This is a genomic window from Collimonas sp. GW821-FHT02H07, from assembly GCF_059421505.1.
The window spans coordinates 105,127-121,066 of sequence record NZ_JBWKVC010000009.1; the positions used below are offsets into that span (position 1 = coordinate 105,127).

Below are 15,940 nucleotides of genomic sequence, written 5' to 3' on the forward strand. Positions count from 1 at the left end.
TTACGGCCGGCCGTATCGTCGTAAAATGGCTCTGTCCCCACTGAATGGACAAGGTCCCAACATGAGCGCCATCTACTCCATCGCCGACATCCGGAAAATCGAGCAGGCAGCCTTGCGCAACCTGCCCTCCTATACCCTGATGCAACGCGCCGGCCAAGCCGCTGCCCAAGCCGCCCTGCGCCTGCTCCCCTGCCCGCCTCACAGCGCCGCCATCCTGGTGCTGGCCGGTCCCGGCAACAATGGCGGCGACGCCATGGAAGCGGCGGCCGGCCTGGCCGAAGCCGGCGCCGAAGTGCTGGTTTTGCTGACAGCTCCGCCCTCCCAATTGCCGCCGGACGCCTCCCAGGCGCTGGTCCGCGCCCAGCAACAAGGCGTGCACCTGATGCCGCCTGAACAGTTTGCCGACATTGACGGCGCGCAATGGACGCTGGTCATCGATGGCTTGTTCGGCATCGGCCTCAGCCGCCCGCTCGACGGCGACTGGCGCAGCCTGGTGCAGGCAGTGAACGCCATGCCCTGCCCGCTGCTGGCGCTGGATGTGCCGAGCGGCCTGGATGCCGATACCGGCGCCGTGCTTGGCGGCGCCAGCGGCATCGCCGTCGCCGCCAGCCACACCATCACCTTCATCGCCGACAAAGCCGGCCTGCATACCGGCGACGGTCCCGATTATGCCGGCAGCGTCGAACTGGCGACGCTGGAGATTGCAGAGCAGCACCTGCCGGCGCCGGGCATGTGGCTGAATCATCCGGATCTGTTCCGCGACTACCTGCTGCCGCGCAGACGCAATTCGCACAAGGGCAGTTTCGGCAATGTCGCCGTGATCGGCGGCGCGCCCGGCATGACCGGCGCGCCGATCCTGGCAGCGCGCACCGCCATCAAGTGCGGCGCCGGCCGTGTGCTGGTCGGCTTTGCGGACAATCCGCCGGCATATGACAGCATGCAGCCGGAACTGATGTGCCGCCACGCCGACGATCTGGATTTTTCCGCCGCCGTGCTGGTGCTCGGTCCCGGCATGGGTATGGCCGACAGCGCGCAGGCCTTGCTGACGCGCGCCCTGGATGCGCTCAGCTGGCTGGTGCTGGATGCCGACGCTCTCAATCTGCTGGCGCGCCAGCCGCAGCTGCAGATCCAGGCAGCGCAGCGCCAGCACGCCATACTGATGACGCCGCATCCGCTGGAAGCCGCGCGCCTGCTCGGCCTCAGCACCAGCGAAATCCAGGCCGACCGGGTGACGGCGGCGCGCAAGCTGGCTTGCCGCTTCAATGCGGTAGTGGTGCTGAAGGGCGCCGGCAGCATCATCGCCCGCGCCGACGGCGCAGTGGCGGTCAACCCCACCGGCAATCCGGCGCTGGCTACCGCCGGCAGCGGCGATGTCTTGTCCGGCATCTGCGGCGCCCTGCTGGCGCAAGGCTGGCCGCAATGGGAAGCGGCGCTGGCGGCAACATGGCTGCACGGCCGCGCCGCCGACCAGCTGGTCGAACAGGGCATGGGACCGGTCGGCCTGACCGCGGGCGAGCTGATTCCGGAAGTCCGGCTACTGCTGAACCAACTGCTGCAGGAGCGCTGACGGCCAGGCTTTATCGCGGATTATTGTTCCGGCGGACTGCGCCGAAGTGGCGCGACAGGTAGAGCCCCAGGATCACGAAGCTTATCAAAAACAAGGCCGATCCGGAGTTAAAAGAGCATTTGCAACGCGGCTGACTTTGTTACCGTCCCCACGGCACCACCGCCACTCCCATCAGCTGGCGATGAAAAGTCATCACCAGCAGCGCCAGCAGCAATCCCGACGCCACCGCGATCACATCGTACTTCAGCGCCGGCTCGAACGGTTTGTAGCTGTCGCGCCTGAGCACTGAAATCAAATCGATCACGACAAAAGCCAGGAACGCGGAAAACAGAATGGTCGCCTTTTCGTGGCCGTTGGCCAGCAGATGCACCAGCGCCCAGATGCCTACCCCTAGCAGCATGGGATGCTTGACCCAGGCGCGGATGTGGCCTTTCATGTTTGCCGCCGCCAGCAGGATGAAACTGATCGCCATGGCCAGCGGAGCGCCATGCCTCGCGCCAATGAACGAGTTGAAAAACCGCGGTTCGGCCGGCGCCTTGGCGTAGCCGACGATGATCAGGATCAGTCCAAGCGCAGCCAGGATGGCGAACATGGCTTTGTAGCGGTTTTCGCCCAGCGATTGCTGCAGGCCGGCTTTCAGGGGCGGCAAGGCGGGAATCAGGTGAAGGCCGATGAAGAGCAGCAGGCCGAGAATTAAAATTTCCAAATCACTCTCCTTGAAGATAGGCTATCGACGGGAGCTGCAATGAAAAATCCCTCCCGGCGTCGCCACCGGGAGGGATTCATTATATGAGAAATGGGCTTTTTCTAGTGTGCCTGGATTTCCTTGGCCAGCTCGCCGCCGCCATAGACTTTTTCCAGGGTTTCCAGGATCGCCCCGCTGTGCACCGCCACCGAACGGTTGTAACGCGCGTCGTACCAGAAGGCGCCGCCCAGCGAGTGAATATTGCCGTCGAAAATCAGGCCGACGATTTCGCCGTTGCGGTTGATCATCGGGCTGCCGGAATTACCGCCGATGACGTCATTGGTGGTAGCCAGGTTATAGCGTTGCGCCAGGTTCAGCTTGCTCTTGGCGGCATGCCAGGAAGCCGGCAAGGCGAACGGATCGGCGCCGGTGTCGCGGGCAAAGGCGCCGCCGATGGCGGTGAACGGCGGAATCTGCTGGTCACCGTCTTTCCAGCCCTTCACTTCACCATACGACAGGCGCAGGGTAAAAGTCGCATCCGGATAGGCGCTGGTGCCTTGCTGGGCAAAACGGGCCTGGGCGATCAGTTCCGAGTTCTTTTGCTGAACCGATTCCACTTCTTTTTCATAACGGCTGCGGATCGCGCGCGCGGCCGGATCCAGCGCCAGTTCCATCTTGATGAACGGATCGTCGGATTTCAGGATGGCTTCCTTGCCGCCCTGCCACAAGGCCTTGCGTACGGCCGGGTCGCCCAGCCTGGTGTTGTCGATCAAGGCAGCGCTGAGCTGGTCCGGCGACTGCTTGCCCAGCACCTGCTTGACGAAAGCGTCGTCGGTGCCAAGGATTTCACGCATCTTGGTGAATGAAAGCCCGAGCGTCACTTTTTCGAAATCAGGATAAACCGGGGCCGTGGAAAACAATTCCTGCTCTACTTCCGGCAGCTTGGCGTCGGCATATTCCGGCAGGCGTTCGCCGTTCGGCTTGGCGCGTTCTTCCGCACCGCGCACCAGGTCGCGCGCGTAGCTGAAGTATTTGCTGCTGAAGCCGCGGCCGCCTTCGATCATGCCGTAAGGCGCTTCGATCTGGCGATAGGCTTGCTGGGAAGCGGCAATCGCATCCCAGGCGCCGCCGACCTTGGCTTGCAGCGCCGGCGTCTGCGCCACGAATTTACGCAAGGCGGTTTCGTCGTCCTGCTTCTGCTGCATCAGCACCGGGTCTTGCAGGGCGCTCAGGCGGCCGCGCAAAGCCTTGTAGCCGTTTTCCACGCCGAACAGCATCTGTCCCGCATTGCGCGCTGCTTCCGGGCTGCTCTTGCTGTACTGTTCCAGCACGCCGCGCAATTCGGACAAGCGGATCAGCGTGTTGACCAGGGTCAGGTCGCGCATGGTGGTCAGTTGCGAGACGGTCAGCTGGCGCTGGGTCGAACCCGGCTGGCCAGTGACGAACACCATTTCGCCGTCTTGCGCACCGTCTTTGCTGAACGGGAAATAGTTCTCGATCTTGGCCGGCTTGCCGTCTTCATAGGCGCGCAGCAAAGTGATGTCGAGGTCGTAGCGCGGGAAATTGAAGTTGTCCGGATCGCCGCCGAAGAACGCGGCAGCCTTTTCCGGCGCCCACACCAGGCGCGTGTCCTGGAAGCGGTGGTATTTATAAACCTGGTACTGGCCGCCGTGATACAGGTCGACGACGTCGCAACGGACGGTTTCCTTGTCGTTGCCGACGCAGGCCGATGTCAGCTTGGCCTTGACGGCATTCTGCGCGTTCTTGAAGGCGGCGCCGTCCAGCCCTGCGGTGGCTTTCTTGACCTCGCCGGTGACGTCGGTGATCTGCTCCAGACGGTTCAGCTCGATTTCCGGGCAGCTCAGTTCCTGCTCGCGGTTCTTGGCCAGGAAGCCGTCCTTGATCAGGTTCTTTTTCGCCGTCGACATCTGGTCCAGGCATTCGGATGCGCAGTGATGATTGGTCATCACCAGCCCGTCTTTCGACACAAAGGACGCCGAACAGCCGCCGGCAATCCGTGCCGACCCCAGCATGGTGCGCTTGATCCATGCATCGCTCGGGGTGAACCCGTACTCGGCCTGCATCTTCGCCTTCGGCAAGTTGTCCAAGGTCCACATCCCCTCCGCCGCCATGCTCATGCCTGGAACCAGCAGTACCGCAAAAAGCCAATGAATTCGCATCGTCTTTCTAACATTAAATAATTTTTAGGAGTGAGACATTACCACATAGAAATGAGAATCGTCATCAGGAATGCAGCTCAGATTTAGCGGCGACCATTTGACATTCATTCGGCCGTATTTGCGCTCTTGTTTGACAATCGGAAGAACGATTTGCCGCGGCTGAAGCGGCTGGAAAATGCGTGGCCGTTTCAGCCGCAGGCGGCCTCGCCTGCCTGCCGCTTGCCTATCGCCTATTGCAGGTGTTCGAGCAAGGAAGGACCAAAGACTTCTTGCTGGATCTGCCGTTCCGGCACGCCGCGCGCCAGCAAGGCATTGCGCTGGGCGCGCATGAACGGCGCCGGGCCGCACAGGAAGTACGCGGCGTTCTGCGGCAGCAGCGCATCGGGCACGGCCGCCAGCTGCAGGTAGCCTTGCTGCTGGTAATCCTGCGGCACGCAATCATTCGCCGCCGGCCTTTCGTAAGCCACATAGGATTGCATCCGGCTGTGCCGCAGCAGCAGGCTGTCCAGTTCGCGCTTGAGCGGATGATGCCGGCCATCAAGCGTGGCATACAGGAAGTTGACCGGCCGTTGCGGGCTCAACTGCAGGCTGCTGTGCAGCATGCTCATCATCGGCGTGACGCCGACGCCGGCGCTGATCAGCACCAGCGGCGTATCCATGTCATCCGGGGCCAGCACGAAATCGCCGCAGGGCGGGCTGACCCACAGCACGTCGCCTTCCTGGAACTGGTCGTGCAACAGGTTCGACACCAGTCCGGCCGGACTGCCCTCCTCGCGCTTGACACTGATGCGCCAGTGGCCGCTGTCCGGCGCGCCGGACAGGCTGTACTGGCGCAGCTGGCGCAAGGACAATTCGGCGACATTGACGGCCACGCTGATGTACTGGCCAGGCTGGAATGGCGGCAGTTCGGCACCGTCGCTGGCCTGCAGATAGAAGGAACTGACGGTGTCGCTTTCCTTCTGCTTGCGGACTATCCTGACCGCGCGATATTCGCCCGGCTCGACGCCATGCGCCTGGTACAGCTTGCGCTCTTCCGCGATCAGGGTGTCGGCCAGCAAGCCGTAGGCTTCGGCCCAGGCGGCCAGCAATTCCGGCGTGGCTGCGGCGCCGAGGATGTCGGCGATGGCGTCCAGGAGATGCTTGCCGACGATCGGATAGTGCTCGGCGCGGATTCCCAGGCTGACGTGCTTTTGCACGATGCGGCTGATGACCGGCGCCAGCGCGGCGGGATTATCGATGTTGGCCGCATAGGCAAAGATGGCTGAGGCCAGCGCCTGTTGCTGGGCGCCGGATTCCTGGTTCGGCATGTTGAAGATGTTCTTCAGTTCGGGATGCGCGGCAAACAGGCGCTGGTAGAAGCAGCGGGTAATGGTGACGCCATGCTCGCGCAGGACAGGAACGGAAGCGGCAATGTAGGGACGGGAAGCGGCTGAAAGCATATCAAACTCCTATTGTGACATTTAAAATACTACAATTAGATTAAAAAAACGCGCCGCCATATCTGCCCGGAAAGGAAGCGGCGGCGCTCCGGAAATCGATGAAATCAGTGTGCGGCCATCGGCTGGAACTGCATGCGCGCAATCACCGTCGAGGTCGGCGACATCACCAGTTCGGCCAGGTTATGCCGGTTCATGCCGGCATAGAATTCGCGCTGGCCGATATCCAGCACCCGCTTCAAGTGGCAGCTGCCGCGCAATGCGCATGGCGGCTCATCGCAATCCACCAGCCCCTTGTGTCCTTCCAGCGCGCTCAGGATGTCGCCCAGCAGCAAACCGGCCGGCGCCTGCGCCATCCGCAGGCCGCCGTTGCGGCCCGGCGTGGCGCTGATCCAGCCCAGCTTGACCAGGCGGTTGACCACCTTGTTCAGATGATTTTTGGGGATATCGAAATGACTCGCCAGCTCGCCTACCGTAATCACGCCCTGCTCCGGCGTGGCCGCCAGATACATCAAAACGCGCAAGCCGAAATCTGTAAATTTGGTGAATTGCATGACTTTGCTTCCTGCCAGGAGCGGAACATGGGTCCGGGATGTCCTCATCATACAATTGTTGCATTTTAAAAGCAACAATAAGTCGATTTAACAATCCTTCCTGAATGACATTTGCTGATCGAGAGCGCGATACTCGCAAACGCGAAGGATTTTTGCATGTTTAACAAAATACAAAATGCATCTACAAAATGTAACTTGACGCCGCTTCTCTATGAAGCCAATAATGGCTCAAAGAAATATTTCCTTTAGGGAAATTTTATTGGGGAAGTGCGGCATAAACAAATGTCCAGGCGTTTACCTGGGTTTCCACAACGAAAAATGTCAATCGGGAGATTTGTCATGAAAAAGTTTGTACGGAACGGCATTTTGATTATCGCGTCAGCAACGGCATACAGCACTGTTTCCAACACCGCTTCCGCAAGCACCGCCACGGCGACCATGACCAATACGGTCACCATTTCCAACAATTGCATCATCTCCACGACCGGCTTCACCACCACCTACGATCCGATTGTCGCCAACCTGTCGACGCCCCAGACCACGACAGCCAGCGTCTCCACCACTTGCACCGTCGGCGCCAGTCCGGTGATTACCCTGGGCCAGGGCGCCAATGCCAATACCGGTTCGACCAACGCAGTGCCGCTGCGCCGCCTGTCCAGCGGCGGCGGCAGCCCGACCTACCTCAACTATGGCCTGTTTTCCGACAGCGGCCATACCGTAACCTGGGGCAACACTGCCGGCACCGCGCCAGCCGCGGTCACCGCCACCGGCCTGGCAACGCCGATCACCATCTACGCCAGCATCCCGGCCGCCCAGTCCCAGCCTGCTGCAACCTATACCGATACCGTCGTTGCCACCGTCACGTTTTAAGCGGGGCGATCAATGGCGCTCATGCTGAATACGTGGCGGTGTCTGCTCGCAGGGTTATGCATAGGCCTGGCCAACAACGCGCCGGCAGCATCGTTCAACGTCAATCCGATCGGCTTCAGCCTCAGCAGCGAGCGCAGTGCCGGCGTGCTGCAAATCAGGAATACCGGCGACCAGCCGGTGCGCATCCAGGTGCAAGCAGTCGACTGGAGCACCGATGGCAGTCAGGAGGTGCTGAGCGATACCGATGCACTGCTGCTGAATCCGCCGATCTTCACCATCGAGCCGGACCAGATGCAATTCCTGCGCTTCGGCCTGCGTCATCCGGAAAACTCGCCCAGCGAGAAAAGCTATCGGCTGCTGATCGATGAAGTTCCGCAAGCCGGCTTGCAAGGGCCCGGCCTGAAGACTTTGCTGAGGGTCAGCATTCCGGTATTCATCGGCCCGAAGATCCGCCAGGAAAAGATTTCCTGGCAGTTGAAGCACGTGTCCGGCGCGCTGTTGCTGAGCGCCGCCAACGAGGGCAACGTCCACAGCAAGATCAACCGCATCCTGCTCCGCAACGCCGAAGACAAGGATGCGGTGCAAATCGGCACACCTGCTTATGTTTTGCCGGGCCAGCGCAAGGAATGGTCCTTGGCGAACGGGAAAATCCGTGACGGCGCGGTCCGGCTGCACATTCAGACAGACAAGGGCGAGATTGAAGAACACCTCACGCTGGAGGCTGACCAGGTATCTAGCCGCTAGCCTGATCGCCTGCCAAACCCCGGCGCCGGCCGCGGCGGAGAAGCCATCGGCAGAGCAGGAAATATTATTGGCCGTTGTCGTCAACGACAAGAAATTGACGGACGCAACGCTTATTCTGCGCACTGCGGCAAATGGCATCATCGTGCCGTCGCAGTTATTGACGGAGGCCCGCTTGCGCTTGCCGAATACTGCCGCCATCAGCAGCCATCAGGAAAACTACTATCCGCTGGAAGCCCTGCCTGGCGTCCGCGCCGAGATCGAAAGCCGCACCCAGACGCTGGTCATCCAGGCGCAGGCAAGCGCCTTCATCGACTCGGAATTCAATCTTGGCGATCACCGTCAATTGCTGGAACAGACTTCCGAAACCGGCGCCTTCCTGAACTACGACATCAATTACGCCAAGGGCCAGGGTCAAAACAATCTTTCCGCGGTGACGGAAGTCGGCGTGTTCAGCGGCGGCGGCACCTACACCAGCCGCTTTGTCGGCCAGGACCTGACCGGCAAGCGCTCGGTGTTCCGGCTCGACAGCCAGTACACCCGGGATTTCCCGGCACAGCAGGCCACCCTGGTGCTGGGCGACAGCGTCACCGGCAGCAGCGCCCTTTCGCGCCAGGTGTATTTCGGCGGCATTCAATGGCACACCAAATTCTCCACCATTCCCGGCTATCAGGCGATACCGCTGCCGGCATTCAGCGGCACGGCGGCAGCGCCATCGGTGGTCGACATCTATGTCGACAATATCCTGCGCCTCAAGCAGCCGGTCGACACCGGCCCGTTCACCATCAACAACCTGCCGGTGTATGCCGGCCAGGGCAATGTGCAGATGGTGGTGCACGATGTGCTGGGACGGCAGCAGGTCTACACCCAAAGCTATATCACCAGCGCCCGGCTGCTGCGGCAAGGCAGCAAGGATGTTTCCTATGAAGTCGGGGCCTTGCGCAATAATTTCGGCAGCAGGGACAGCGACTATGGCCAGGCCTTCAGTTCCGCCACCGTACGCTACGGCGTCAGCAACAGCAGCACCGTCGAAAGCCATGGCGAGGTGATGCGCGGACGGGAGTCGCTGGGCATCGGCGGCGCCGTGGCGCTGACGGATATCGGCCTGCTGAGCGGCGGCGTCGCCGCCAGCAATTCGGAGCGTGGCAACGACAGCTTGCAATACCTGCAGTTCGACCGCCAGGGCAGCCAATACGCCTTGACCGTGCGCGTACAGACAGCCGGCGCACGCTTTTGGCAGCTTGGCCTGGGCGACGATATCCTGGCGCCGGCGCAACAGATCCAGGCCCAGGCCAATTTATCGCTGAGCGCGCGCACCAACCTGGCATTAGGCTATTTGAGCCAGGTCAACCGCGGCCAGGACAATGTGCGGGCCGTGAATGCCGGCATCAATTTCAACTTGCGCCGCTACGGCACCGTCAGCGTCGGCTTCCTCAAATCGCTGACGCAAGACCGGCCGCTGTCGGCCAACGTGGTCTGGGTGATTCCGCTGGAACACCAGAGTTTCGCCCAGGTGGTGGCCACCGGCCAGCCGGGCAGCAAATCCTTCAGCGCCGGATACCAGCAAACCGCGCCGCAGGAAGGCGGCTGGGGCTACCGCGCACGCAAGGCGTTCTTCGACAATGGCGGCGAAGATATCGGCGTCAATTACCTCGGCGCCACCGGCGAATATATGATGAGCGCGAATCATGCCGATGGCCAAAGCAACCTGCAGCTGGAGGCGCGCGGCGGCATCGCCCTGCTCGGCGGCCACGCCCGGGCGACGCGCTGGATGGACGAAAGCTTCGCCATGGTGGAAGTGCCGGTGTCCCAGCCTATCGATATCTACGCCAACAATGTCAAGGTCGGGCACACCGACAAGGATGGCGTCGGCTTCATTCCCCGCCTGGTTCCTTACGAACCGAACAACGTCTACCTGGATACTGCCGGCCTGCCCTTGTCGATGACGCTGGACCTGAACCAGAAATCCGTCACCCCGGGGCCGCGCAGCGGCAGCCTGCTGAAATTCAGCGCCCAGCAGAACCAGAGCGCAACGCTGGTGCTGACGGACAGGCAAGGAACGCCGCTGGCGACCGGCAGCCTTGTGTATTTGAACGGCAGTACGGAAGCACAGGAAGTGGCCTTGCGCGGGCAGGTCTTTATTCCGGCGATGGCGTATCCGGCCAGGATTGCAGTTACCGACAATGCGGCCCGGCCGTTATGCAGTTTCGACATTCCCGCACCTGCCAAGGCAGAGGCCTTCCCCGTGCTGGGGCCGTTTTCCTGCGGCCAGGAGACGAAATGAGACGCTGCTGGCAATGTCTGGTTTCCCTGGGCATGCTGGCGCTGCCGCTGTGCGCCCATGCCCTGCTTGCAACATGCACCGTAAGCACGACCGGAATTACGTTTCCTGCTTATACCTCTCCCGGTGGCGGCAACGCCGACAGTACCGGCGACGTTGCCGTCACTTGCACCGCCACGCTGGTGATCGGCACTGGCAGCTATACCATCGCCATTAATGCGGGTAGCGGCACTTTTGCCAATCGAACGTTAATATCTGGTGGCAACTCTCTCAGCTACAACATCTACACTGATACCGCCCGCAGCATCGTCTGGGGCGACGGCTCCGGCACCACGCAAACAGAATCAGACAGTTATCTGATTCTGTTGACGCCCACGACTCGCCACTACACGCCGTACGGCCGCGTCCCGGGCGCTCAAAACAAACCGGCAGGAACTTATACCGACACGGTAACCGTCACCATCACTTACTAGCAGGCTCATCCCGGCTTCTTCAGGTCCTAGTGCGCTGCGGAGGTATCCGCAATGCGCGTCGGCTTGGGCGCAAACCACACCGCGATCGCCGCCAGCAGGAAGGACAGCGCCGCCATCACGAACATGTGATTGGTCGACAGCATGATGCTTTGCGACTGCAGCGTCTGCTCGATGCTGGCGCGCGCCCGGTCGATCGACATGCCGGACTGCATCAGGCTGTTGACGGCGTCGCCGGCCTGGTCCACCAGTCCGGCCAGTTCCGCATGATAGCGGGTGGCGTTGTTTTCCCAGCCGGTATTGACCAGCGAAGTCGCGATCGCGCCGGACATGGTGCGGCAGAAACTCATCAGGCCGGCTGCCGAGGCGGTTTCGGAGGGACTCACGCTGCTCAGCGCCAGCGCTGTCAGCGGCACGAAGAACAGCGGCATGCCTATCCCCTGCATCAACAGCGGCCAGCCGATCTGGAAAGTAGTCATGTCGGTGCTGTTAAAACTACGAAACAAAGTCACCATGCCCAGCCACAGCACGCCGCAGCAGACCAGCTTGCGCGGGTCGACCTTGGTCGACAGCTTGGCCACGAACGGCGCGGTCAACACCGCCAGGATGCCGGACAGGGCCGTGGTCTGGCCTGAATGCGTCGCGGTATAGCCCATATAGCCTTGCAGCCACAGCGGTGTCAGTACAGTCGCGCCGAAGAAAGCGCCGAAGGCCAGGCAGATGGTGGTGACGCTAGCCGAGTAGCCGCGATGGCGGAACACGCGCAGGTCGACAATCGGATTGCGCTCGGTCAGCTCCCAGATCAGGAAAGCGATGAAACCGATGGCGGCGGTCAGCGCCAGCACCACGATTTCAGTCGAGGCGAACCAGTCGAGTTCCTTGCCTTTGTCCAGCATCAGCTGCAAGGCCGCGACCCAGACGATCATCAGCCCCAGTCCGACCTTGTCGATCGGCAGCCTGGTCAGCGGCGACTCGAAACGCTTCAGCATTTTCCAACCGATATAGCCGCAGATCAGCGCCACCGGCACATTGATGTAGAAGATGTAGGGCCAGCTGTACTGGTCGCACAGGACGCCGCCCAGTATCGGCCCGGCGATCGGTGCGATCAGGGTGGTCATGGCCCATAAGCCGACCGCCGCCGGCGCTTTCTCTTTCGGAAAAACCCGCAGCAGCAAGGTTTGCGACAAGGGGATCAGCGGGCCGCCGGCCAGCCCTTGCATGACGCGGAAGGCGATCAGCAAGCCGAGCGAATTCGCCAGTCCGCACAGTGCGGAAAAAATGCCGAACATGATCATCGACGTGATGAACACGCGCACCGCGCCGAAGCGGTTGGCCAGCCAGCCGGTGAGCGGCACGGTGATGGCCTCGGCCACCGCATAGGAGGTGATCACGTAAGTGCCCTGGCTGGAGGATGCGCCGAGGGCGCCGGAGATGGTGGAGACCGAGACGTTGGCGATGGTGGTATCGAGCACCGCCATGAAGTTGGCGGCGGCCAGCAGCAGGCCGACGCCGATCAGCTGCGCGCCCTGCAGCGGCTGTAGCGGCAGTTCGGAAGACGAAGTGGATGACATGATGCCGCTTTCTTACATGTTCGCGGAAGGGGCTGACTTGGCGGCGCGGGTATCGATCTCGACTTCCATCGACAGGCCGACGCTCAGCGGCTGCTGTTGCAGCTGCTTGGGATCGACCGAGATCCGCACCGGCAGCCGCTGCACCACCTTGATCCAGTTGCCGGTCGCGTTCTGCGCCGGGATCACGGCGAATGCCGAGCCGCTGCCGCCGGACATGCCCTCGACCGTGCCATGGTATTCCACCGAAGCGCCGTAGAGATCAGCCTTCATGCTGACCGGCTGTCCGATCTTGACCTGGGTCAGCTGGCCTTCCTTGAAATTGGCGTCGACGTGCATCAGCTGGGTCGGCACAATCGATAGCAACACGGTGCCGGCCTGCACCCGCTGGCCGATCTGCACCTGGCGCCGCGCGATCACGCCATCCACCGGCGCCCGCAGCACGGTGCGCTCCAGGTCCAGCCTGGCCTGGTCGCGCTTGGCGCGCGCCAGCGCCACTTCCGGATTGGTGTCGACAGTCGTGTCGGCGGTCAGGACCGTGCTGGCTTTTTGCGCGCCCACGGTAGCAAAGCGATTGGCCTTGGCCTGCACTTCGCCGGCTTCCGCCACTTTCAGGTTGGCTTGCGTGGTCAGCAAGGCGCTGCGCGCATTGCTCAGTTCTTCGCCCGATACCGAGCCCGATTTGGACAAGGCTTCGCGCCGGCGGAAATCCAGCTCGGCGCGCTGCAGGTCGGCCTGCGCCGAAATGGTCTGCGCCGCCGCCCGCTTCTGCTCCGCTTCGCGCGCCAGCACCTGCGCCGCCAGCCCGCTGTCATTGGCGAAATATCCCTGCACCCGGCGCTGCGCCCGGCCCAGGTCGGCTTCGGCCTGGGCCAGCGCCAGCCTGGTATCGCTGTCGTCGATCACCACCAGCACCTGCCCTTGCTTGACAGCCTGGGTGTCAACCACCTTGACGTCGGCGACGATGCCATTGATGGCCGGCGTCAGCTGCGAGATTTCCACCGCGGTATAGGCATTGTCGGTGCTGACATAGCGCGAACCGATGAAATGCCAGTAGGCGGTGTAGCCGACGCCGGCAATCAGGATCACGCCGGCCAAGGCGCCGAACAGTTTCTTGCGCTTTTGCGTAGTTGCCTTGGCCTCTGCCTTGGCGATGACTTCTTCCGAAGCCAGGTCCTTGATGACTTGTGAATCGCTGTGTGACATGTTGCTATCCTTAGAATATGTTTTGAATGTTTGCTCAGCCGGCGGCGCGTGCATTGCGACCATCGTGCCCATCGTGCTGATAGCCGCCGCCCAGCGCCCGCACCAGCGCGACGTCGAGCGCGAACAGGCGCGAGCGCAGCGTCGACAGCTCGCGCTGGTTGGTCAGCAGGGTGTCCTGGGCATTGAGCACGTCGAGATAGGTGGCCAGGCCGCCTTCATAGCGATTGCGGGCGATGCGGTAAGCATCCTCGGCCGCAGCGACCGCCTCTTGCGTCTTGTCGAGCCGGCCCGTCAAGGCTTTTTCGCTGACCGCCACATCGGCGACGTCCTGCAAGGCTTGCGTCACCGCACTGTCGTAATTGGCGACTGCCTCGTCATAGCTGCCGCTGGCGGAACGGTACTGACCGCGCAGGCGGCCGCCTTCAAAAATCGGCAGCGAAATCGCCGGGCTGATGCTGCCGACGTCGGAACCGGCCTTGCTCAGCATGCCCAGGCCCAGCGCCTGCAAACCCAGGTAGGCGGTCAGGTTCACATTCGGATAAAACTGCGCCTTGGCCACCTTGATCTGCTTGGCCGCGGCTTCCACCCGCAAGCGCGACGCCACCACGTCCGGGCGCCGGCCCAGCAGATTCACCGGCAACTGCTGCGGCATGCCGAACGGATGCGACATGTCGATATCCGGGCGCAGCAGGCGCAAGCCGCGGTCCGGTCCGGCGCCAACCAGCGTGGCCAGCTTGTTGCGTTGCAGATTGATGGATTCGGTCACGCTCAGCAAATCGGCTTCCGCCATGGCGCGCCTTGCCAGCACTTGCTTGACGCTGCCCTGGGTTTCCAGGCCATTGATACGCCGTTGCTCGAACAGATCGTAGGTTTCGCGGCGCACCTGCAGCGCCGCCTCGGCGGTATCGCGCTGGCTCAGCAGCCGTTCGAATTCGGCATAGGCGGCGGCAATCGAGGTCGACAAGGTGATCCTGGCCTGGGCCGCATCGGCGCGCGCTGCTTCCAGCTCCGAGGTGGCGACGGCCAGCGCCGCGCGGTTCTTGCCCCAGAAATCGATTTCGTAGCTGAAATTGAGCGTGGCGCTGCCTTCATTGTTATAGCCCTGTGGCACGAACTCTGCCGGCACGCCATTGTTGTAGCTCTGCTTCATATGGTTGACCGAGGCATTCGCGCTGACTTGCGGCAGCAAGGCGGCGCCCTGCTGCTGCGCACTGCCCTCCGCTTTCAGCAGCCGCGCCTGCGCCGCGGCCAGCGATGGCGCGCCTTGCAAGCCTTCGCCGATCAGCGCATCGAGCTGCTTGTCGCCGTAGACGGTCCACCACTTGTCGTCCGGCCAGGCGATTGCATTGCCGGCCAGCTGTTCCGAAGTCTGGTAAGCAGCGATGTCTTTCAGTTCGGCACGCGGGCCGATTTCCGAGAATTGCGCGCAGCCGCTGAGGGTGAACGCCAGCGCGCACAGGCTGGCGATCCCGCGCAGAGCAGGCGCCAGATATGGCGAGAAATGAGGGGAAAAGCGAGAGCCTTGCATGAGAAAATCCATTCATAACTGAACTGTACGGTACAGTATAGTATTGACTTTTGAACGTCGTCAAGTAAAACTAGGCGCCAACAAGCCCAAAAAGCAACGCACAAATACGGCGCTTTTGATGCCGTAAAACAGGAAAAATTGACACATGCGCAAGAAAAGCGAGGAACGACGGCAGGCCATCATCGATGTCGCGGCAGCGATCTTTAATGAAATAGGATTTGAACGAGCATCGATGTCGGAAATATCGGCGCGCCTGGGGGGATCGAAGGCGACCTTGTACAACTACTTTTCGTCAAAAGAAGAGATCTTTGTCGAAACCATGCGCCAGCAGATCGGCCAGCACTATGAAGCAGTATTCGAGCAGCTGGTCGAGAGCGACGATCTGCGCCTGACACTGCAACGCCTGGGCGCCAAGTACCTGCAAGTGATCCTGATGCCGGAAGTGGTGGCGGTCAAGCGCCTGGTGCTGTCCCACGCCGAGCGCTGGGATATCGGCAAGATGCTGTATGAACGCGGTCCGAAACTGGGCTGGACCCGGGTGGCCAATTTCCTGAAGCAGGCAATGGACAAGCGGCAGTTGCGCACAGCCGACGCCTGGGTGGCTGCCCTGCAGTTGCGCGGGCTGGTGGAAACCGAGTGGATGGAAATCAGGATGCTGGGCGTGGTCACGGGGGCGACGCCGGACAAGATAAAGGCATCGACAGAGCGCGCCATCGATGCCTTCATGCGCATCTATGCGATTTGAATAGCGCCGGACCGCCGCCGGCGCCGCTATCACGTCAACTGCCAGCGAGCATAAAAAAGGCCGATCTTGCGACCGGCCTTTTTATCTCTCTGCGAGCGAGCGGCGCATC

Annotated in this window: 13 protein-coding genes; 6 read left to right on the top strand and 7 right to left on the bottom strand. The window is 61.8% G+C overall.

Features of this window, described 5'->3' with window-relative positions; all coding sequences use genetic code 11:
- Positions 1–61 precede the first annotated feature (61 nt).
- The gene (locus AC07V8_RS15410) at positions 62–1,567 is read left to right on the top strand and encodes an NAD(P)H-hydrate dehydratase (RefSeq protein WP_494679182.1); all 1,506 of its coding nucleotides are present in this window, start codon (positions 62–64) and stop codon (positions 1,565–1,567) included.
- A gap of 139 nt (positions 1,568–1,706) precedes the next feature.
- Here the strand turns inward: AC07V8_RS15410 and AC07V8_RS15415 are convergent, their stop codons facing one another.
- From AC07V8_RS15415 to AC07V8_RS15430, 4 genes are all read right to left on the bottom strand, one after another.
- Positions 1,707–2,273: an NnrU family protein gene (locus AC07V8_RS15415; RefSeq protein ID WP_494679181.1), complete on the bottom strand. Its 567-nt coding sequence runs from the start codon at positions 2,271–2,273 to the stop codon at positions 1,707–1,709.
- A gap of 101 nt (positions 2,274–2,374) precedes the next feature.
- Entirely contained in the window at positions 2,375–4,432 is a 2,058-nt protein-coding gene (locus AC07V8_RS15420) for a S46 family peptidase (RefSeq protein WP_494679180.1), read from the bottom strand.
- Between the two features lie 230 nt (positions 4,433–4,662).
- A complete protein-coding gene (gene hmpA / locus AC07V8_RS15425) occupies positions 4,663–5,871 on the bottom strand; it encodes an NO-inducible flavohemoprotein (RefSeq protein ID WP_494679179.1) in 1,209 nt (402 codons plus the stop codon).
- Positions 5,872–5,975: 104 nt separating this feature from the next.
- Positions 5,976–6,422: an RrF2 family transcriptional regulator gene (locus AC07V8_RS15430; RefSeq protein ID WP_494679178.1), complete on the bottom strand. Its 447-nt coding sequence runs from the start codon at positions 6,420–6,422 to the stop codon at positions 5,976–5,978.
- Positions 6,423–6,761: 339 nt separating this feature from the next.
- Here AC07V8_RS15430 and AC07V8_RS15435 point away from each other — a divergent pair, with 339 nt between their 5' ends.
- The 4 genes from AC07V8_RS15435 to AC07V8_RS15450 all read left to right on the top strand — a co-directional run bounded on the left by AC07V8_RS15435 (position 6,762) and on the right by AC07V8_RS15450 (position 10,787).
- Entirely contained in the window at positions 6,762–7,292 is a 531-nt protein-coding gene (locus AC07V8_RS15435; protein ID WP_494679177.1) for a spore coat protein U domain-containing protein, read from the top strand.
- A gap of 21 nt (positions 7,293–7,313) precedes the next feature.
- Positions 7,314–8,036 (top strand): fimbrial biogenesis chaperone, encoded by a 723-nt coding sequence (locus tag AC07V8_RS15440; protein WP_494679176.1) that lies wholly within the window; start codon positions 7,314–7,316, stop codon positions 8,034–8,036.
- A 67-nt stretch (positions 8,037–8,103) separates the two neighbouring features.
- Entirely contained in the window at positions 8,104–10,317 is a 2,214-nt protein-coding gene (locus tag AC07V8_RS15445; RefSeq protein WP_494679175.1) for a fimbria/pilus outer membrane usher protein, read from the top strand.
- The gene (locus tag AC07V8_RS15450) at positions 10,314–10,787 is read left to right on the top strand and encodes a Csu type fimbrial protein (protein ID WP_494679174.1); all 474 of its coding nucleotides are present in this window, start codon (positions 10,314–10,316) and stop codon (positions 10,785–10,787) included. The genes AC07V8_RS15445 and AC07V8_RS15450 overlap by 4 nt, the downstream gene beginning before the upstream one ends.
- 26 nt (positions 10,788–10,813) lie before the next feature.
- Here AC07V8_RS15450 and AC07V8_RS15455 read toward each other — a convergent pair whose 3' ends face one another.
- From AC07V8_RS15455 to AC07V8_RS15465, 3 genes are read right to left on the bottom strand one after another with little or no spacing between them, the layout of a single operon-like run.
- A complete protein-coding gene (locus AC07V8_RS15455; protein WP_494679173.1) occupies positions 10,814–12,355 on the bottom strand; it encodes a DHA2 family efflux MFS transporter permease subunit in 1,542 nt (513 codons plus the stop codon).
- Between the two features lie 12 nt (positions 12,356–12,367).
- Positions 12,368–13,558, bottom strand: a complete 1,191-nt coding sequence (locus AC07V8_RS15460) for an HlyD family secretion protein (protein WP_494679172.1) — start codon at positions 13,556–13,558, stop codon at positions 12,368–12,370.
- 34 nt (positions 13,559–13,592) lie between these two features.
- Complete coding sequence (locus AC07V8_RS15465; protein WP_494679171.1) at positions 13,593–15,086, bottom strand: efflux transporter outer membrane subunit; 1,494 nt, start codon at positions 15,084–15,086, stop codon at positions 13,593–13,595.
- Between the two features lie 145 nt (positions 15,087–15,231).
- Here AC07V8_RS15465 and AC07V8_RS15470 point away from each other — a divergent pair, with 145 nt between their 5' ends.
- Positions 15,232–15,831 (top strand): TetR/AcrR family transcriptional regulator, encoded by a 600-nt coding sequence (locus AC07V8_RS15470; protein WP_494679170.1) that lies wholly within the window; start codon positions 15,232–15,234, stop codon positions 15,829–15,831.
- Positions 15,832–15,940: the final 109 nt, after the last annotated feature.